Source organism: Bariatricus sp. TF06-38A (genome assembly GCF_027690675.1).
In the GTDB taxonomy this organism is placed as follows: Bacteria; Bacillota; Clostridia; order Lachnospirales; family Lachnospiraceae; genus Allocoprococcus; species Allocoprococcus comes.
Genome location: NZ_JAQFCE010000008.1, coordinates 24,805 through 42,226 on the forward strand (window position 1 = coordinate 24,805; position 17,422 = coordinate 42,226).

Here is a 17,422-nt window from a genome sequence, read left to right on the forward strand (position 1 = left end):
AAGAAAGAATTATTTTGACCGGAACCAGGTGATCATCAGATCAACCATCCGGTCATAACTTTTTATCCCGTTACTTTGGCCATTTGCTTTCAGATAGTGGTCATTGATCTGACCAGATACTTCGGCGACCTTGCTGTCATATCGCTTCCAGAAGCTGCTGTTAGCCGAAAGATCTGCCTTTACATTGTCAGAAAGCCTGTTGTAGATTTCCTCAAAGGTGTCGTAGTCGGCTTCGTAAAGTTCATTGGTTGCGTAGATCCAGCCAAGAAGATAGCCGCTGTAGTTGAAGGCGGTATCGTCGGCATTTACACAGGCGAGAAAACCGATAAAATTTGCTTCTTCCTCCTGCATAAATCCACGCAGATGCGAAAGCTCGTGACAGATGGTAAATGGAAGATTGTAGGAAACCATTGCGGAGTTATAGTTTGCCTCAATGGTAAATGGTGAATAGATCCCGGAAAGATTCTGTACCGAGAGAAAAGCCGGAAATAAAAGACCTTTTGGCTGTGGATAGTATCCGGAAAGTTCAGGGTAGGTAGCACCGAGGGAGAACATAGCAGCCCGTGCACGATCCTGCAGATCCTTACCCATATCAGCAAGACCGTCAGAATCCCGGTCTAAAGAGTCAGAAAGTGCATTTAACTGATCAGTCAGTTCGTTGCATAAAGAGGTCAGTTCAGCCTGAGTATACTGACCGGATTCCAGGTGATATTTTTCTGCAAATGAAGTATGTCCGTAGTTGATTCCGCAGAAAAAAGTATAAATGGTAAACAGACATCCGCAGAGAAGCAGGAGTGAGGAACCGTAGCCGAGCCAGGCAGGGTTCTTTTTTTTGGCATACATTTTGTAAATGGAGCTGATCAGCATCCGGACCAAGGAAAGAAACAGAAGAATGACAAAAATATACAATCCAATTTCAGAAACAGAAAATTGGAAGATTCCAAAAAAGCGTCCGATGGACGAAACGGAAAGCGGGTAAATGGTGGAAGAATACCAGTCCGCGAATGCAGAGCTTTTGTGGCTGGTGAAAAGAGCAAGGAAACTTATGGCAAATAAAAGAATTGAAAAAATCAGTTTATGTAAAGTAGGGCGTTTCATAATAAATCCTTTCCGGTAATTGAGGATAAAAAGTATGATGTACCAGAGAGACATTCGTGCAAGGCCGTAAAAGGTTTGAGTTCATTTGATGATGAATGGCCTTGACTAACGTTCTGTGCAGGTAGATATCCGGGCACACGGTACTGTATTTACAAATAAAATATGGGACGGAGGATAACCTTCGTCCCAGAATAATATTCTGTAAAAATCAAAGTGTGGCAATCGGGCATGCCCGATTGCGCTCACTTTATGAGGGGGGAGATAGTTGTTTCCCAACTATCCATCTATTACTATACGATGAAAATGTGTCAAAAGTGTTAAGAAATTATAAAATCTGATTAAAAATATAAAAATGATAGGTTTATAGAATATTAAAAAAAATCCACAACGCAAGAACCTCTCCATAATGGAGAGGTTCTTGGTGTTTTTATTGTTATCTAAAAGGAATGAGAGTAAAGTGCAGCAATCAGAATTCTGACTGCTTCTACTTTATGAGGGGGAGATAGTTGTTTTATCAACTATCTGATTATTAGTATACAGATAATTTGTGACAGAAATATGTTCAAACTCTAAAAAAAATCAAAAAAATATGAAGAAGAAATAAACAAAACAGGAAAAAATAAAAAAGGTGGGTAGTTAAATTAATTGTCATTAGCGTCAGGTAGGTGTCTGCTGGTGTGGTGGAAGGTGAAGTAGAAAACAATTCCTTTGGTGATAGAGGTAATTGTAAGTGCCCACCATACACCATTCAGACCGAGGCTGGTTTGAGTGAGGATCATGGCAAGTGGGATTCTGGCACTGGTGAGGACAATGCTGATGATACTGCAAAGCTTTGTCATACCAAGACCGGAAAGTGCGCCGATGGTCATAAGCTCAATGGTCATAAAGGTTTCGCTGAATCCGATGATGATCAGATAGTTGATCGCAATCGCCAGAACATCTTTTTCGTGGAAGAAAAGGGAAGCAATCGGTCCTGGCAGGAATACGAAAGCACCGGTTACAATGAGTCCCCAGACAGCGAGGATTTTAAATGAAATATTATATCCTTTCCGAATACGGTCTGGTTTCTTTGCACCGTAGTTTTGACCAACGAAAGCATTTAACGCAGCAGCAAATCCGTCAGCAGTGTTCCATGAAACAGATTCAATCTGTCCGCCGACTCGCTGTGTGGCAATGGCACCTGCCCCGAATGCAGAAACCATTCGTGTGAGAATCATGGAAATCATGCAGTAAATACTGCTCTGTACTGCTGTCGGAAATCCAATTTTAAAAATACTGATGTAGTATTTTGCAGGGAAACGCGACAGTACATGCATGTTTTGCAGAATATTTGGTTCCAGATCAGAGTGCATAATCCGAATCAGCATGACGATCAGAACCAGTATCTGCGAGGTCACGGTAGCAACTGCAGCGCCAACAACCTCAAGCCTTGGAAATGGTCCAAATCCGAGGATCAGAATCGGATCCAGGATCATATTACCAACCAGTCCAAGAAGATTTGCCATAAGCGGTGTCTTGGAATCTCCCTGCGCAGTAGAAAGTCCGGTCAGAGTCAGATTTAAAAATGAAAACAGAATCAGTCCGCAGGTGATCAGTGTATATAATTTCGCAGCGGTATAAGTTTCTGCATCTCCGAGGTTAAAAAAGCCGAGCAGCGGATGAATAAACACGATACATACTGCAGCAAATAAAATTCCCAGTAAAAATGTAAGTCGCAGAGCGGAAGCGGCATATCCCCTTGCCTGTTCATAGTCTCCGCGTCCGCAGGCCTGTGCGACATTGACCTGTCCGCCCATTCGCGGAAGTGCCACGAGCCCTTGTGAGAGCCAGACGTACATTCCCCCAACGCCTACCCCGGCAACGGCTTTGGAACCCAGCATGCCGATCCATGCCATGTCCGTAATATTGTAGGCTGTCCCCAGCAGCGAGGAAGCCATGATCGGAAGTGCCAGCTCTGCCAGCGTCTTTAGAATCGGCCCGGAAGTCAGGTCGATTGTTTTTGTTTTACTCATTTTCTCAAATCCTTACCTGTAAAAATAATAAAATTCACCAATGCTGCAAATATGTCAGCATGGCGTACTATGATAAGGATAACTTATGAGGAGGGGAAAGTCAATCTGGAGAATTTGCGAAATAAACATGCCCTTTAAAGGAGTGATGGAGAAGATAACCAGAATTCCAAAATAAAAGCCTTTGACTGCACGCCGCGTGCAGCTATATGCTAGAAAGGAAAAGCAGGGGAAGCTGATGGAAAAAATAATAGTACAAAAACTTCATGAAATAGAAGAAAAAGAGCATGGTAAAATATTACTGGCAGGTCAGTGGATTCTGGAGAGTGAAATAGCAGGATTGAGAGAGAAAGCGGGAAAATTAGGGGAAGAAAAAAAGGTAAGTTGGGAGAAATTGAATGAGATATTTTTGAAGGAAGTTTAATCAGACATACATCCCTTCGCCTTTGCATAGATTGTAAAAAAAACAAACTATGCAGGGGTTTTTATGAAAGATTATATTGAGGAGAGAGCGGTTGAGATTGCTTATTATATTATTGAAAATAAGGCGACGGTGAGGCAGACGGCGGTGGCGTTTGGGGTAAGTAAGAGTACCATACATAAAGATGTAACAGAACGTCTTCTCCAGATCAACCCATCTCTTGCAGGTGAGGCGCGAAAGGTTCTGGATCTGAACAAATCGGAACGGCACATCCGGGGCGGACTTGCTACCAGAGAAAAGTACCTGCATCAGCACGCATAAAAAATTCTTTTCTTTGCAAAAAGATGGTGTATTACATTTTTACAGTATATAATAGAGAAAACGGGGATATACAAAAGAGAAGGGACAGGAAAAGAGAAGAATGGGGAAAACGAAACAAAAACAGGATCGAAGTCATTATCTGTTTTCCAATCGGGAACTGGCAAATCTGATCGGACCTTTGGTAATCGAGCAGTTATTGGCAGTTTTTGTTGGGATGGCAGATTCTATTATGGTTGCAAATGTTGGAGAAGCAGCTGTGTCGGGCGTGTCGCTGGTTGACAATATTATGATTCTGATCATCAATATTTTTGCAGCACTGGCGACTGGTGGAGCAGTTGTTGCCGGACAGTATATTGGCAGGAAAGATGAAAAATCAGCATGTAAAGCGGCTACCCAGCTGGTATGGTTTGTGAGTCTTAGTGCGGTTGCGATCATGATATTGGTTTACTTCGGAAAAGATATAATTCTGAATCAGGTATTTGGTCACATTACAGCGGAAGTAAAAGGACATGCAGATATTTATCTGCTAATTGTAACAGCTTCGATTCCATTTATCGCGTTATATAATGGTGGGGCAGCAATTTTCCGTGCGATGGGGAATTCGCAGGTATCCATGCGGGTATCGCTTTTGATGAATGCGATCAATGTAACCGGAAATGCAATTCTTGTGTTCGGATTACGGATCGGAACGGCGGGTGTTGCAATACCGACCCTGATTTCCAGAATGGTTGCCGCGATAGTGATAACAGTGTTGCTCTGCAATCAGACACGTATCTTGCATATTGAGCGGACACTGAAAATCCGGTTTGATGGAAGAATGATACGGAAAATACTTGCAATTGGGGTTCCCAATGGTCTGGAAAACAGTATGTTTCAGCTGGGCAAAATTTTAGTGCTGAGTCTGGTTTCAACCTTCGGTACTTATGCAATTGCGGCAAATGCAGTTTCCAATGCGATTGCGCTGTTCCAGATTCTTCCTGGAATGGCGATCTCGCTGGCAATTACGACAGTTATTTCCCAGTGCGTCGGCGCAAATGACTATGAACAGGTACATTACTATCTGAAAAAACTGCTTGCGATCATTTATGTGGCAATGGTGGGAACGGTAGCACTTATTTTCCTTGCACTTCCATTGATTTTGAAAGCATACAATTTGTCAGATCAGACAGCTGTGGCAGCAACAAATATTATTCATTTCCATGGAATCAGTGCAATGATTATCTGGCCGCTTTCATTTGCTCTTCCAGCAGCGTATCGTGCGGCAGGAGATGCAAAAGCCTGTATGTATACATCGATTGTGTCGATGTGGATTTTCCGGATCGGATTCAGTTATCTGGTAGGAAAATATATGGGACTGGGAGTATTTGGCGTGTGGGTTGCAATGGTGATCGACTGGGTAGTACGTGCAATCTGTTTTATTATCCGGTACTTTAATGGAAAGTGGAAACATGGGGCAATTGTGTAAATACAGAAGAAAGTTGTCATTTGTAAGATGGTTAGAAAGAGGATGCCTGAATATGAGTTTTAATTGCAAACCAGAGTTCAAACTTTGGTTCGGGCGATAGAAAATGCTTGTAAAACATCCAGAGCTCTACTATAATAAAATATAAAAGCAATAAATAGAAAAAGCGGTCTGAAAGGATCGTATTTTACAGGAGGAAAACCTTGAAGAACGAATTAGTGATTGTACTTGACTTTGGTGGACAGTATAACCAGCTTGTCGCAAGACGTGTCAGGGAATGTAATGTATATTGCGAAATTTATTCTTATAAGATTGATATCGAAAAGATTAAAGCAATGAACCCGAAGGGAATTATCCTGACAGGAGGACCGAATAGCTGTTATGAACCGGATTCACCGACTTATTCTGAAGAACTCTTTAAGCTTGGCATTCCGGTACTTGGTCTTTGTTATGGTGCACAGCTTATGTCTCACGTACTTGGCGGAAAAGTTGAAAAAGCTGACGTCAGAGAATATGGTAAGACAGAAGTCATCATCGACAAGAAAGATTCCAAAGTATTTGAAAATGTATCTGCAACAACAACCTGCTGGATGAGCCATTTTGATTATATTTCGCAGGTGGCACCGGGATTTGAGATTACTGCACACACAGCAGACTGTCCGGTAGCAGCAGCAGAAAATGCAGCAGAAAAGCTTTATGCAATCCAGTTCCATCCTGAAGTGCTTCATACACCGGAAGGAACCAAGATGATCAACAACTTTGTAAAGAATGTCTGTGGATGTGTCGGCGAATGGAAGATGGATGCATTTGTTGAAAATACCATCCAGGAAATCCGTGAAAAAGTTGGGGACGGAAGAGTACTTCTTGCGCTTTCAGGCGGAGTTGATTCCTCTGTGGCAGCAGGACTGCTTTCCAGAGCAATCGGCAAACAGCTTACCTGCGTATTTGTAGATCACGGTCTTCTTCGTAAGAATGAAGGCGATGAAGTTGAGGCAGTATTTGGACCGAATGGTCAGTTTGACCTGAACTTTATCCGTGTCAATGCACAGGAAAGATACTACAACAAGCTTGCCGGAGTTACAGAACCGGAAGCAAAGCGTAAAATTATCGGAGAAGAATTTATCCGTATTTTTGAAGAAGAAGCAAAGAAGATCGGTGCAGTAGAATTCCTTGCACAGGGAACGATTTACCCGGACGTTGTAGAAAGCGGACTTGGCGGAGAATCAGCAGTGATAAAGTCTCATCACAACGTAGGAGGACTTCCGGAGTATGTTGATTTCAAAGAAATCATTGAACCACTTCGTGATCTCTTCAAAGATGAAGTCCGCAAGGCAGGTCTTGAACTTGGACTTCCGGAGAAGCTTGTATTCCGTCAGCCATTCCCTGGACCGGGACTTGGAATCCGTATCATCGGAGAAGTAACGGCTGAAAAAGTACGGATCGTACAGGATGCAGATGCAATTTACAGAGAAGAGATTGCAAACGCGGGACTTGACCGCAGCATCGGACAATATTTTGCAGCCCTGACCAACATGAGAAGTGTTGGTGTTATGGGTGACGAGAGAACTTACGATTATGCAGTTGCACTTCGTGCAGTGAATACGGTAGATTTTATGACTGCTGAGGCAGCGAAGATTCCGTATGAAGTACTTGATAAAGTAATGAGCAGAATTATCAATGAAGTTCGTGGGGTTAACAGAGTATTCTATGATCTGACGAGTAAACCGCCGGGAACGATAGAGTTTGAGTGATGAAATGAACTTGAAAAAGCCTTTATTTATGCTGATTGCAAGCAAATTTGTTTAAGTCTTGGCAACGATTTGGCAACATTTTGGGTATCACTCACTGAATAACAGAATACTTCAATAAGAGAAAAACCTTGCTGATTTTCAGATATGGAAACTGAACATCGGCAAGGTCTTTTTATGCTTATTTCTGCTTTTTCTTTTTAGACGCTTTCTTTTCTTCTTTCTCGATTTCCTGAAATTCTTTGGCAAGCATATCACTGACCGCCTGCGAGGGAACACTCCCCCAATGTCCAGAGGTGTCAAGTTCTGGGTACTTGTATCGCCACTGGTCGTATTCTTCTCTGCTAATCTCGCCCCGTTCCAGCTTGGCAGATTGTTCCTGCCATGCGTGGAACATTTTGAACATGGAGGAATAGGTGGAACAGTCGGACTTGTCCAACCGCAGACACACTTCCCCGTCAATCTCTCCGATTTTCAGTCCATACATATCTTCCAGCGCAAAAAGTGTGTGCATAAGCCCGATATAGCTGTCAATCTCCGGGACTGTGATTGCTCGTGGGCTGACATCAAAGATATTTGCCATTTCTTTTACAAGGTCTTGCTTCGGCGTTCTGGCTTCTGATTCATACTGTGCCATACGGACATCAGAGGTCTTTCCGAGAAAACCGAGGATTTCGCCTAACTGCTTTTGCGTCATGCCTTTCCGATTACGGAAAAAGCGGATTCGTTTGCCGATTGCCATAATAAAACCTCCGTTGTAGTTATAGTGATACAACCATTCTTGACTTAAACATTTCTGTTGAAGTTAGTATAACATTGTGCAATAGGAATAGCAAGAGGAACTTAAATAAAAAAAGTTAAGATTTTTCTGCAAACCACTTGACTTAACGGAATTTATTTAGTATCATGGATATAACTTAAACAAAAACAGTTAAATAAAGAAAGGAGAGGATAACTGAATGGCAGAAAAATCATTTATGACTGTGGAGGAAGTGGCAGCGGAACTGCGGGTGTCAAAGTCAAAAGCCTACCAGATTGTGCGGGAACTAAACGCAGAATTACAGAAACAGGGCTATCTGACGGTGGCTGGTCGTGTGAACGCTACATTTTTTCATAAAAAGGTTTGTTACAGCGATTAAGCGGAAAGGAGATGATTTGAATGGCTGTATACAAAGACAATGCTACAGGAACGTGGCGGGTAATCTATCGTTTCACGAATTGGAAAGGGGAGCGGAAGCAGACCCAGAAACGAGGATTTGCTACGAAGAGGGAAGCACAGGCGTGGGAACATGAAGCCATGCTGAAACAAGGTGCAAAGCTGGATATGACATTTGCCAGCTTCTTTGAGGTTTACGAAGCCGACAAGAAACAGCGTGTCAAGGAAAGCACATGGGAATCCAAAAGCCATGTAATCCGCACAAAGATTTTACCGTATTTCGGAAATCGGAAGATAGCGGAGATTGAAGCAAAAGACATTATCGCATGGCAGAATGAACTCATGGCGTACCGGGACGAGAAAGGGAAGCCTTATTCGGCGGATTATCTGAAAACCATACACGCCCAGCTTACAGCAATTTTCAACCATGCTGTGAACTTCTATAACCTGCCCTACAATCCGGCAAGGCGGGCCGGCACAATGGGAAATGAGGTTCCGAAAGAAATGGACTTCTGGACGAAAGAGGAATATCTGAAATTCTCCGAAGCCATGATGGATAAGCCCCGTTCCTATTATGCCTTTGAAATGCTTTACTGGTGCGGAATCCGCTCCGGCGAACTGCTGGCACTCACTCCGGCTGATTTTGATTTTCAGAAGCAGACAGTCACAATCAGCAAGACGTTTCACCGATCTAAAGGGCGGGATATTATCACAAGTCCGAAAACAAAAAAGAGTAACCGTACAATCAAAATGCCGCCATTTCTCTGTGAGGAAATACGGGAATATATCAAAATGCTTTACGACATTCAGCCAGACGAGCGGTTGTTTACGGTCACGAAATCCTATCTCAACCATGAGATGGAGCGAGGGGCGAAGCAGGCAGGAGTGAAAAAGATTCGTGTGCATGATATTCGTCATAGTGCGGTTTCTCTGTTAATCGACATGGGATTTTCGGTGTTGGCGATTGGGGAGCGCATGGGGCATGAAGCGGAGAAAATCACTTACCGCTATGCTCATTTATTCCCTACGGTGCAGACGGAAATGGCAGAAAAATTGGAAATGGAGCGAATGACAAAGGAGGATACAAATGGAAAGAACACTTGATTACAAAGGGCGGTGGCGCAATCATACAGTAGCGTTCCGGGTATCGAACGAGGAAGCGAATCTGCTTAACGATTTGGTGGCACTGTCGGGATTGACGAAGCAGGACTACATCACAAGGCGGCTGCTGTGCCGGGACGTGGTGGTACAGGGTAATCCGAGGGTGTATAAGGCTCTGAAAAATCAAATGGCGGCTATCTACGAGGAATTGAAGCGGCTGGAAGCATTAAGCCCGGACAATGACGAACTGCTCTATACGTTACAGGTAATCGGAATCACATTAGACGGTCTGAAAGGAGAAGATGAATGACAGAAAAAATAAAAACGACTGCTCCCGTATTATCTGTTGGCGCAGATAGGGAACAGCCGAATACAAAAAATCACAAAGAAATTATAGCAAATGAAACAGCACAAATCAATCTGCAAGCCGCACAAAACCCGGAGAAATCCAGGAGCGGCGGGCTTCAAATCGTTTCCATGACGGAACTGTATGATACCGTATATCCACCGAGAACACCGGTTGTGGACGGGTTTCTCTACGGCGGTACTTACCTCTTTGTAGGTGCGCCGAAAGTTGGAAAATCGTTCTTTATGGGGCAGCTTGCCTACCATGTGGCAATGGGGCTTCCACTGTGGGATTATCCCGTCCGAAAGGGGACGGTGCTGTATCTGGCACTGGAAGATGATTACGCAAGGCTTCAGCGCCGACTCTCCGGTATGTTCGGTGTGGAATGTGCGGATAACCTGTACTTTGCGACACAGGCAAAGACCTTGAATGAGGGATTAGACAGGCAATTAGAGGAATTTCTGAAAGAGCATACAGACGCAAGGCTGATTATCATTGACACGCTCCAGAAAGTGCGTGAGGTTGGCGGGGACAGGTACAGCTATTCCAGTGATTACGAGATTGTGACAAAGTTAAAATCGTTCAGCGATAAATACGGTATCTGCCTGCTGGTGGTTCATCACACACGCAAGCTGGAATCCGAGGACAGCTTTGATATGATTTCCGGCACAAATGGGTTGCTTGGAGCGGCAGACGGGGCGTTTATCATGCACAAGAAAAAGCGTACTGACAATGAGGCGGTGCTGGATATTGTGGGGCGTGACCAGCCGGATCAGGAACTGACCATAGAGTTTGACCGGGAGTGCTGCGTCTGGAAATTTAAAAAGGCGGAGACGGAACTGTGGAAACAACCGCCGAATCCTCTGCTGGAAGCAATCAACAATTTTCTGACAGAGGATAAGCCGGAATGGGAGGGGACAGCAACAGAACTTGTGAGCCAGTTGCCGGATATGCAGATACAGGCAAACGTGCTTTCCAGAAAATTGAATGTAGTCAATAGTCAGTTGCTTAATAACTATGGAATTTTCTATGACAATAAGCGAGGGCATGAAAGGAAGATTGTTCTGAAACGGCTTGAGCCGAGAGAGTAAAAGCGACGATATGCGTCGGTTGCGACGGTATTTTTTACAGTGGGCTGGTATAGAAAATATTGACGCTATCGACGCAAACCGACGCAGAAAGGATTAAGTGATGAAAAACGTGCAAATTCCTTATGAATTGTTTGTATCTCTGCTCCGCTATCATCTAATGGAAGATGATGATTGTCTGAATGAAATCCGGCAGGGATTGGAGCAGAAATTGGATTCTCTGGTGCGCCATGAATTATATGCGAAATATAAGACTGCGCCCACACAGGAAGAACGGGAAAATGCCAGACAGGAATATCTGGAAAAACGTGGAGTGCCGGATAGCTTCCGCTGGTAGTTTTCCTTTGATGATAACAGACAGGAGCGTGTCACGCTCCTGTGGATAGCAGATAACGAGAAAGGTGTGATTTGATGATAATTCAGCCGGAATGGGGAACCCGGAACGTGAACAAATATTTTTACGAAAATGAAGCCCGTAGGATTGCCGCATTCAATGAAATCTTTGGAGATGTGGAACTGACTGCGGCAGAAATGCGGACGCTGGTATGGCTGTGTGGGTGGGAGGAATGTACAGTAGAAAACGTACTTTCGGCTATCCGAAAAGCTATGGCGGAAGCAAAGCGGCGGGAACAGCCGCCCGTCCGTAGGACGGAAAAGCCCTCGGCAGAGCGCAAAGGCAGCTTTTGATGGACGGAACGGCTGTCAAAAGTGCTTTTGCGTTACTTTCGGCGAAAGTAACAAAGCTTATGCGCCGTATCCGGCGCTGATTACCCGAACAGGGAGAAAGGATATTGATTGAAGCGAACAATCAGCTTTATGACAGGAAAAGGCTCTGTCAACCATAACAGCAGAAAATTTCATGCAAAGAATACTGACCCGGAAAGAAGCTGTCGGAACGTGGAATACTGCAACGAAAATATTAAGGACGTATATCACGAATTGTTTGATGAAGCACTCGCCCGGTACAATGAGAAGCAGACTAGAAGTGACCGCCGGATTGATGATTATTATGGGAAAATCTGTTCCGGCAAGCAGGAAAAACCATTCCATGAGATTATCCTGCAAATCGGGGATAAGGACAACATGGGAGCGAAAACGGAGAACGGACAGCTTGCGGTAAAAGTGTTGGATAAATATATGCAGGACTTTCAGCAACGAAATCCTACGTTGAGGGTGTTCAGTGCCTATCTTCATATGGACGAAGCAACGCCCCACTTGCATATAGATTTTGTACCGTATACGACAGGAAGCAAGCGGGGACTTGATACAAGAGTTTCTTTGAAACAGGCGTTATCTGCTCTCGGATTTAAAGGCGGCGCAAGACGGGAAACGGAATTAAATCAGTGGGTGGCTTATGAGAAAGAACAGCTTGCCGCTGTCATGCTGGAACATGGGATTGAGTGGGAGAAGAAAGGCACACATGAAAAGCATTTATCTGTCTTGGATTTTGAAAAAAAGGAGCGGGCAAAGGAAGTTGCAGAACTGGAAACGAAAAAAGCGGAATTGCAGGAAGAAAACGCTACTTTTCAAGAAATCAACGAAGATTTGCATGAACAGTTGTTACAGGTTGATGATGAGATTCGTTCCTTACAGGAAGATTTGCAGGAGTCCCGGCAGGAAGCAGAGAAAGCACAGAAACAGGCGGACAAATATCAGAAGCGCATGAATGAACTTGCTCCTATGGTAAAGAACATGGAAAAGCTGGCGGCAGACTTTTCCGCAGATCCGGAGCAGACGCTTCCAGAAGCGGCGGTTATGGAATCTGCAAAGTCGTATCGGGAAAAGAAAGCAAAACCGCTGGTAAAGAAAATTGTACAAGTTATGCGCTCCGTTTATTCGGCATATCTGGATATTTCAAATAAGTTTACAAAGCTGCAAGCGGCGTATAACAGGGAACGGAGCGGAAACGAGCGACTGACAAACAGGCTGGAAGAAGTTTTGGAGGAAAACCGGGAATTGAGGATAGTGGTGGAAGATTTTGGGCGTATAAAAGCTGTGGTCGGCTCTGAACAGGTTAATGCTGTGATTGACCGGGTAAAGCAGCAGGAACAGATAGAAGCCGAGCAGAAACGGGCTGCAAGGAGAAAACATAATCGGGAAGCCCGCTGACAGGCGGAGGGCTGCTTAAAGACCTCTTAGCTGCATGAAGCGAATCCCCGCCAGTTAGTCAAGAGTGGCGTAGCCGTTAATTTACTCTTGACTGGCTGGTGGGGATTTGCTATTTCCATTTACTCTTTCAAACGAAGAAGTTATAATTAAAATATAAAGGCTGAAGAAAGGTTAAGGGAGAATGGATATTACAAAGGAATTAAAAAAGGATGGTATGTTACTAAAAAAGATTCCTAAAAAGGAACAAACGATAGATATTTGCAAAATGGCTATTAGACAGAATCCTTTAGCTTTACAATTTGTGTCCAGAAAATGTTTGGATTCAAAAATGTGCTTGGCAGCGGTAAAAAAGGATGGACAGGCATTTCGGTATGTTCCTAGTCAATTTATTACGAGGAAAATGTGCGAATTGGCAGTTGAGGCAGACCCGGAACTTTTGAATAATGTACCAGAGAATTTTAGGACATTGAGAATTTGTATAAATGCTATTAAAAAAGATGTAAGTACTTTATCATATGTATCACGAGAAAAAAGATATGAATTGTTTGACAATAACACAGAAATTGATTTAATTAAAAAGGTTGTAGAGCATAATTCTAAATGGTTAATGTATATGCCTAACCGCCCAGATGTGAGGGCGTTTTGTATAAGTTGTATGGAAGAAGATTTTTCTGTTGCACAGTATATGCCAGAGCAGATAAAAATTGTTGATGATATTCTGAACTATCAAAAAACGAAAGGAAAATTACATTTTATACACAAGTATTATAATTCCGAAGAAGGAAAATTTTGTGTAAAAATTAAGGTTGTATGTGGACAACATGCCTCAATATTTGATGAAAATGAGATGATAGAAGAATCATATTGTGTTGTGATGGAATTTGGAGACTTTGACAAGTTTTATAGCTTTTTAGATGGAGATCTTTTTGATGCAGAATTAAGAAATTTTGATTTTAAAGGAATAGATTTAAAGCAATATAATATTGATGGTGCTACTATCAATAGTGAAATATTGCAATTACAAGGATTATATGACGGGACATATTTTTCATCTATTAAAAAGATTTTGGAAACAGATTCAGATGAATTTATGGGAAGTAATGAGGGATTATCGAACTGGTTTATATTGTGTTACAAAGTGTTGTAAAGCCCGGAATTACAGGCTTTTTTAAAATTGACTTACATATAAAGTGTTATATTTATTTATCCTGATTTGACCGAAATTTGCCCCGAGATTCTTTGTTTGGATTTGTTTGAAAATAGTTTGATAAAAATAAAATAGAATGAAATATTTGAAATAAACATAAAAAAATATAGACAAAATAGGGAATAAGATATAATATTAAAGTAAATATATAATCTAAGGAGGAAGGATATTTATGAGAAAAATTTTTAAACGATTTGCTTCACTTTTGACAATCTTTATATTGACTATTATGTCAATAGTTCCTGTCCATGCATCGGAGAATACTTCTGTTGTAAATGTTACGGATGATTTGGCGATACAGATGGCAGAACGTTTTGCAAAGGGAATAGGAGAAAATAGCAATATTGTTGCTAATAATCCGAGAAAATTTTATGATACAACAGGTCAAGCTATTGGATATATTGTAAATTACAATTTAGAAAACAAACCATATGGATATGTAGTTTTTGATACTACGTGTGAATCTTTGATATCAGAATACTCATTTGGTAATAATTCAGCAAATCCATATGAGGTGATTTATCAAAGTGAAGCAAATGTATTTAGTGAAAAAGCAAATACCTCTGAAATATATAAAATAGCTCCGTTTGAATATGGTATTGTTGATAATTTGGGAAAGATTAGAACGAATTATGGTGAAACATTAGAAAAAACAGTACTGTCCTTGAATGAGAGTAGGGGAAAAGACCCAGCTACTTGGGATGAGGTTTTGCTAGATATTGATGAAGTTTATGAAAACTACACGCTTGTTTCAACAAATCATCTTCAAGAATTTATTTCCTTTAATGAGCCGTATATAGAAAGTGTAACAGGACATTATGCATGTGCAGTTAGTGCATTATTAGCATGTGGTGCATATTATAATGCTGTTGATTATACAGATATTGCAGGTGATTATATGGATATTTGGGATTCAACAGGAACGACAGTTTCATCGGAGAGTGGAGGAATAACATATGGTTCAACAACTATTGGCAATATTGGACCTGGATTTGTGGACTTTTGTGCTGGAAAGAATGTTTCTGTAACACAAAATACTGACTATAGTCCCAATTATAATTTTTTCACTAATTGCATTGATAGAGGAGATATAGCAGTTGTCCATTGTGGTATAATTAGCAGTGATACTGGAGAACGTGCGGGGCATTCAATGGCAGCAGAGGGATATGCAACTTTGCGAGCATATAATTCTGGAAATACAGTACATACATTGATGGTATTTGATGGATGGGGGGATACAGTACGTTATTTGAATTTTGATTTTGATAGTTGGACAGACATATCGGGGACTACATTTAATGGATAAGAAACGATTGATTTTGTTAATCATACTTTTGCTTGCAATAGTATTAATTGTGCTTGGCGTAAAAGGAAATGTTTTTAAGGAGAATCGTCAAAATATGGAGTTGCGTTCTAGTGGAGATGATAATTCTCATTGGTTTCATTTGAGTGGGGTTGTTGTAGAGAAAACTTTTGATACACTTTTAATAGAACTAAATGAGAAGGAAGAAAGTAGTCTATTTTTTGATACGACAAAAGTTAGTTTAGATTGTACTAAGTGTAAAGGTGATCTAGAACAAGTATCAGAAGGAAATGTTATTAAATTTTATTTTTTTAAGTATAATATTGATGGTGAAACGGTAAAAATTGAAAGAATAGTAAGATAAAAGTATAAGTAAGAGTTCTGCTATCAGAACATTATTATTAGTGAGGTAAAGGAACAAGGCGAAGCCGAGACGCCGTAGGGCAGTCCTTTACGGAACGGACACAGCCAATACCATCATGATACATAAGAGGACTTGAAAGGTCACAAACCTTGCAAGTCCTCTTGTTTATCTTATGGGTTACTTCTGTCGGATTGCATTTTCCGATAGACCGCTTCTTTCGTGGCTTCTCGGAAAAAGCTATCCTGTCTGGTATATGACAGATGTTCATTCTGGATATAAGCGTCTGATTCGCAATCATATTCGTAAGGGATTACCTGTGCTGTTCCCTGTTTTTCATCAATTCCATAGATAATTACTTTGGAATCTCTCAATGCCAGTCCGAGTGTCAGAAAGCCGGAAGTGAAATAATTGTTGTTGTGTGGAGCGGTTATGCTTTTCAGTGCATGAAAGAAGTCTGCTACTTCCTCAGTCTGTCCATTCTCAAAAGCCGGAATGATATGTAAGGTGTTGTTTGCCTTATCTGCATATGCCCGGCAGACCAGAACGGAAGAATCCTCTTTTTGTATGATACCGTCAAAATAATCGCCGGAGTATGCAGTTGGCTGATAGAAAATGGCGGTTTCTTTTGTTGTAAGGTTATGATAAGTCAGAAAGCCGTTTACAAGCCGGACAATCTCGATATCATCCCCGTAGGTAAATCCGTTCTGCTCTAAAAGAGAATAGAAAGTTCTGGTAAATTCTTCCGGCAGTTCAATCCCCAGTTTTTCTGTGATAAGCATATCTACATATTCTTTAAATGAACCATACAGAAGTTCATTCAGCGTCATATTGCCCAACGTGGCAATCTGCTTCAAGCGTTTCTCATTGGGAAGATTCACACCCTTTTCCCAACTGTTTACAGAGCCTTTCGGGGCATTATCTATGATTTCCCCAAACTTCTGCATACTGTAACCGTATTTCTTGCGTATCTGTAAAATTCGTTTTCCTACTGCTTCTTTATTCACAAACATATGCACACCTCGTTTCTGTTTTCATCATAACACAAGATAAGGATAAATGTAAGGGTAAAATTATAATAAGTTATAAAAAGATATAGTTAAGCGTTTGAAATACAAAAATAAAAAGTAAGGGAAAAAGTAAAATAATTGTTGACAAGAAGAAAAAACAGGTCTATGATGAGGTTAAGAGGTAAGGAGAAAAGTAATGAAATAAATATAGACGTGGATATGAAAAGGACTTGTCACACTTACCAGACACTCATTCACCATGATTTCAAAAAAGGAGAAATGTAGCATGCAGATTACATTGACAAAAGAACAGGTCAGAGAAGCGTTCGGGGAACTCCGTTACATGGGAGCAGACTACTGCTACAAGTATGATAAGGAAACCCGGAAGAAAACCGAGGAAGTGGAAGCATTGAAACTTCACCTCGGAAGCATGAAACTTGGAAACAGCGTAGATATCCGTCTGGAAGCAACAGAACTTCCAAAGGTAGAGCCTTACACAGTGGTAGAACTAGAAGAAGCGGTATATGCCCCTTATGTGCAGAGAGGAAACTTCCCGGTATTGGTGGACAGAATCTCCTGCAAGGGTATCCGTGTTGTTACCGGAAAAGGAAACGTGTAGAGACTGTTCCCGGAAATTCTCTGCGGACTGCTCCGTACAGCGTGAAAGGAGCAAAGGGAGTAG

At 41.8% G+C, this 17,422-nt stretch carries 19 protein-coding genes; 15 read left to right on the forward strand and 4 right to left on the reverse strand.

Translation table 11 applies throughout. The features are described from left to right. Nucleotides 1-9 precede the first annotated feature (9 nt). On the reverse strand, nucleotides 10-1,098 hold the full coding sequence (locus PG418_RS08250) for a DUF3810 domain-containing protein (protein ID WP_498837282.1): 1,089 nt from the start codon (nucleotides 1,096-1,098) through the stop codon (nucleotides 10-12). A gap of 641 nt (nucleotides 1,099-1,739) precedes the next feature. Continuing rightward, nucleotides 1,740-3,110: an MATE family efflux transporter gene (locus PG418_RS08255; protein WP_055155742.1), complete on the reverse strand. Its 1,371-nt coding sequence runs from the start codon at nucleotides 3,108-3,110 to the stop codon at nucleotides 1,740-1,742. Nucleotides 3,111-3,345: 235 nt separating this feature from the next. On the opposite strand from PG418_RS08255, the gene PG418_RS08260 reads away from it, so the two are divergent. The 4 genes from PG418_RS08260 (at nucleotide 3,346) to guaA (ending at nucleotide 7,062) form a co-directional block, all read left to right on the forward strand. After that, nucleotides 3,346-3,531 (forward strand): hypothetical protein, encoded by a 186-nt coding sequence (locus tag PG418_RS08260; protein WP_055297325.1) that lies wholly within the window; start codon nucleotides 3,346-3,348, stop codon nucleotides 3,529-3,531. Nucleotides 3,532-3,594: 63 nt separating this feature from the next. Further along, entirely contained in the window at nucleotides 3,595-3,849 is a 255-nt protein-coding gene (gene spoIIID / locus PG418_RS08265; protein WP_055155744.1) for a sporulation transcriptional regulator SpoIIID, read from the forward strand. Nucleotides 3,850-3,949: 100 nt separating this feature from the next. After that, nucleotides 3,950-5,314 (forward strand): MATE family efflux transporter, encoded by a 1,365-nt coding sequence (locus tag PG418_RS08270; RefSeq protein ID WP_498837283.1) that lies wholly within the window; start codon nucleotides 3,950-3,952, stop codon nucleotides 5,312-5,314. Between the two features lie 200 nt (nucleotides 5,315-5,514). Further along, nucleotides 5,515-7,062, forward strand: coding sequence for a glutamine-hydrolyzing GMP synthase (gene guaA / locus PG418_RS08275; RefSeq protein ID WP_008374035.1), 1,548 nt, complete (start codon nucleotides 5,515-5,517; stop codon nucleotides 7,060-7,062). Between the two features lie 178 nt (nucleotides 7,063-7,240). Here guaA and PG418_RS08280 read toward each other — a convergent pair whose 3' ends face one another. Next, nucleotides 7,241-7,801, reverse strand: a complete 561-nt coding sequence (locus PG418_RS08280; RefSeq protein ID WP_021869172.1) for a helix-turn-helix domain-containing protein — start codon at nucleotides 7,799-7,801, stop codon at nucleotides 7,241-7,243. Nucleotides 7,802-8,018: 217 nt separating this feature from the next. Here PG418_RS08280 and PG418_RS08285 point away from each other — a divergent pair, with 217 nt between their 5' ends. The 10 genes from PG418_RS08285 to PG418_RS08330 all read left to right on the forward strand — a co-directional run bounded on the left by PG418_RS08285 (nucleotide 8,019) and on the right by PG418_RS08330 (nucleotide 15,733). Beyond that, nucleotides 8,019-8,198 carry a helix-turn-helix domain-containing protein gene (locus PG418_RS08285; RefSeq protein WP_021869173.1) on the forward strand — a complete coding sequence of 60 codons (180 nt, stop codon included), beginning with the start codon at nucleotides 8,019-8,021 and terminating at the stop codon, nucleotides 8,196-8,198. Between the two features lie 20 nt (nucleotides 8,199-8,218). Beyond that, nucleotides 8,219-9,319 (forward strand): site-specific integrase, encoded by a 1,101-nt coding sequence (locus tag PG418_RS08290; RefSeq protein ID WP_021869174.1) that lies wholly within the window; start codon nucleotides 8,219-8,221, stop codon nucleotides 9,317-9,319. Beyond that, the gene (locus PG418_RS08295) at nucleotides 9,303-9,626 is read left to right on the forward strand and encodes a plasmid mobilization protein (RefSeq protein WP_021869175.1); all 324 of its coding nucleotides are present in this window, start codon (nucleotides 9,303-9,305) and stop codon (nucleotides 9,624-9,626) included. Before PG418_RS08290 ends, PG418_RS08295 begins: the two co-directional genes overlap by 17 nt. Beyond that, nucleotides 9,623-10,753 carry an AAA family ATPase gene (locus PG418_RS08300; protein ID WP_055168131.1) on the forward strand — a complete coding sequence of 377 codons (1,131 nt, stop codon included), beginning with the start codon at nucleotides 9,623-9,625 and terminating at the stop codon, nucleotides 10,751-10,753. The genes PG418_RS08295 and PG418_RS08300 overlap by 4 nt, the downstream gene beginning before the upstream one ends. A gap of 100 nt (nucleotides 10,754-10,853) precedes the next feature. Continuing rightward, nucleotides 10,854-11,087, forward strand: a complete 234-nt coding sequence (locus PG418_RS08305) for a hypothetical protein (protein WP_055168133.1) — start codon at nucleotides 10,854-10,856, stop codon at nucleotides 11,085-11,087. A 74-nt stretch (nucleotides 11,088-11,161) separates the two neighbouring features. After that, nucleotides 11,162-11,437 (forward strand): hypothetical protein, encoded by a 276-nt coding sequence (locus tag PG418_RS08310; protein WP_021869279.1) that lies wholly within the window; start codon nucleotides 11,162-11,164, stop codon nucleotides 11,435-11,437. Nucleotides 11,438-11,566: 129 nt separating this feature from the next. After that, a complete protein-coding gene (locus PG418_RS08315) occupies nucleotides 11,567-12,859 on the forward strand; it encodes a plasmid recombination protein (RefSeq protein WP_119998675.1) in 1,293 nt (430 codons plus the stop codon). A gap of 181 nt (nucleotides 12,860-13,040) precedes the next feature. Further along, on the forward strand, nucleotides 13,041-14,006 hold the full coding sequence (locus tag PG418_RS08320; protein WP_195250621.1) for a DUF4116 domain-containing protein: 966 nt from the start codon (nucleotides 13,041-13,043) through the stop codon (nucleotides 14,004-14,006). Nucleotides 14,007-14,238: 232 nt separating this feature from the next. Next, nucleotides 14,239-15,372, forward strand: a complete 1,134-nt coding sequence (locus tag PG418_RS08325; protein ID WP_004844113.1) for a hypothetical protein — start codon at nucleotides 14,239-14,241, stop codon at nucleotides 15,370-15,372. Then, nucleotides 15,365-15,733 carry a hypothetical protein gene (locus tag PG418_RS08330; protein ID WP_004844112.1) on the forward strand — a complete coding sequence of 123 codons (369 nt, stop codon included), beginning with the start codon at nucleotides 15,365-15,367 and terminating at the stop codon, nucleotides 15,731-15,733. Before PG418_RS08325 ends, PG418_RS08330 begins: the two co-directional genes overlap by 8 nt. Before the next feature lie 170 nt (nucleotides 15,734-15,903). Here PG418_RS08330 and PG418_RS08335 read toward each other — a convergent pair whose 3' ends face one another. Continuing rightward, entirely contained in the window at nucleotides 15,904-16,743 is an 840-nt protein-coding gene (locus PG418_RS08335; RefSeq protein WP_117683121.1) for a helix-turn-helix domain-containing protein, read from the reverse strand. Between the two features lie 283 nt (nucleotides 16,744-17,026). Here PG418_RS08335 and PG418_RS08340 point away from each other — a divergent pair, with 283 nt between their 5' ends. Next, nucleotides 17,027-17,359, forward strand: coding sequence for a hypothetical protein (locus tag PG418_RS08340; protein WP_009244196.1), 333 nt, complete (start codon nucleotides 17,027-17,029; stop codon nucleotides 17,357-17,359). Nucleotides 17,360-17,422: the final 63 nt, after the last annotated feature.

What these genes read in the sequence shown, in the direction of transcription:
- PG418_RS08250 (WP_498837282.1), bottom strand. Translation starts at nt 1,098, where the DNA reads ATGAAACGCCCTACTTTACATAAACTGATTTTTTCAATTCTTTTATTT.
- PG418_RS08255 (WP_055155742.1), bottom strand. Translation starts at nt 3,110, where the DNA reads ATGAGTAAAACAAAAACAATCGACCTGACTTCCGGGCCGATTCTAAAG.
- PG418_RS08260 (WP_055297325.1), top strand. Translation starts at nt 3,346, where the DNA reads ATGGAAAAAATAATAGTACAAAAACTTCATGAAATAGAAGAAAAAGAG.
- spoIIID (WP_055155744.1), top strand. Translation starts at nt 3,595, where the DNA reads ATGAAAGATTATATTGAGGAGAGAGCGGTTGAGATTGCTTATTATATT.
- PG418_RS08270 (WP_498837283.1), top strand. Translation starts at nt 3,950, where the DNA reads ATGGGGAAAACGAAACAAAAACAGGATCGAAGTCATTATCTGTTTTCC.
- PG418_RS08280 (WP_021869172.1), bottom strand. Translation starts at nt 7,801, where the DNA reads ATGGCAATCGGCAAACGAATCCGCTTTTTCCGTAATCGGAAAGGCATG.
- PG418_RS08285 (WP_021869173.1), top strand. Translation starts at nt 8,019, where the DNA reads ATGGCAGAAAAATCATTTATGACTGTGGAGGAAGTGGCAGCGGAACTG.
- PG418_RS08290 (WP_021869174.1), top strand. Translation starts at nt 8,219, where the DNA reads ATGGCTGTATACAAAGACAATGCTACAGGAACGTGGCGGGTAATCTAT.
- PG418_RS08295 (WP_021869175.1), top strand. Translation starts at nt 9,303, where the DNA reads ATGGAAAGAACACTTGATTACAAAGGGCGGTGGCGCAATCATACAGTA.
- PG418_RS08300 (WP_055168131.1), top strand. Translation starts at nt 9,623, where the DNA reads ATGACAGAAAAAATAAAAACGACTGCTCCCGTATTATCTGTTGGCGCA.
- PG418_RS08305 (WP_055168133.1), top strand. Translation starts at nt 10,854, where the DNA reads ATGAAAAACGTGCAAATTCCTTATGAATTGTTTGTATCTCTGCTCCGC.
- PG418_RS08310 (WP_021869279.1), top strand. Translation starts at nt 11,162, where the DNA reads ATGATAATTCAGCCGGAATGGGGAACCCGGAACGTGAACAAATATTTT.
- PG418_RS08315 (WP_119998675.1), top strand. Translation starts at nt 11,567, where the DNA reads ATGACAGGAAAAGGCTCTGTCAACCATAACAGCAGAAAATTTCATGCA.
- PG418_RS08320 (WP_195250621.1), top strand. Translation starts at nt 13,041, where the DNA reads ATGGATATTACAAAGGAATTAAAAAAGGATGGTATGTTACTAAAAAAG.
- PG418_RS08325 (WP_004844113.1), top strand. Translation starts at nt 14,239, where the DNA reads ATGAGAAAAATTTTTAAACGATTTGCTTCACTTTTGACAATCTTTATA.
- PG418_RS08330 (WP_004844112.1), top strand. Translation starts at nt 15,365, where the DNA reads ATGGATAAGAAACGATTGATTTTGTTAATCATACTTTTGCTTGCAATA.
- PG418_RS08335 (WP_117683121.1), bottom strand. Translation starts at nt 16,743, where the DNA reads ATGTTTGTGAATAAAGAAGCAGTAGGAAAACGAATTTTACAGATACGC.
- PG418_RS08340 (WP_009244196.1), top strand. Translation starts at nt 17,027, where the DNA reads ATGCAGATTACATTGACAAAAGAACAGGTCAGAGAAGCGTTCGGGGAA.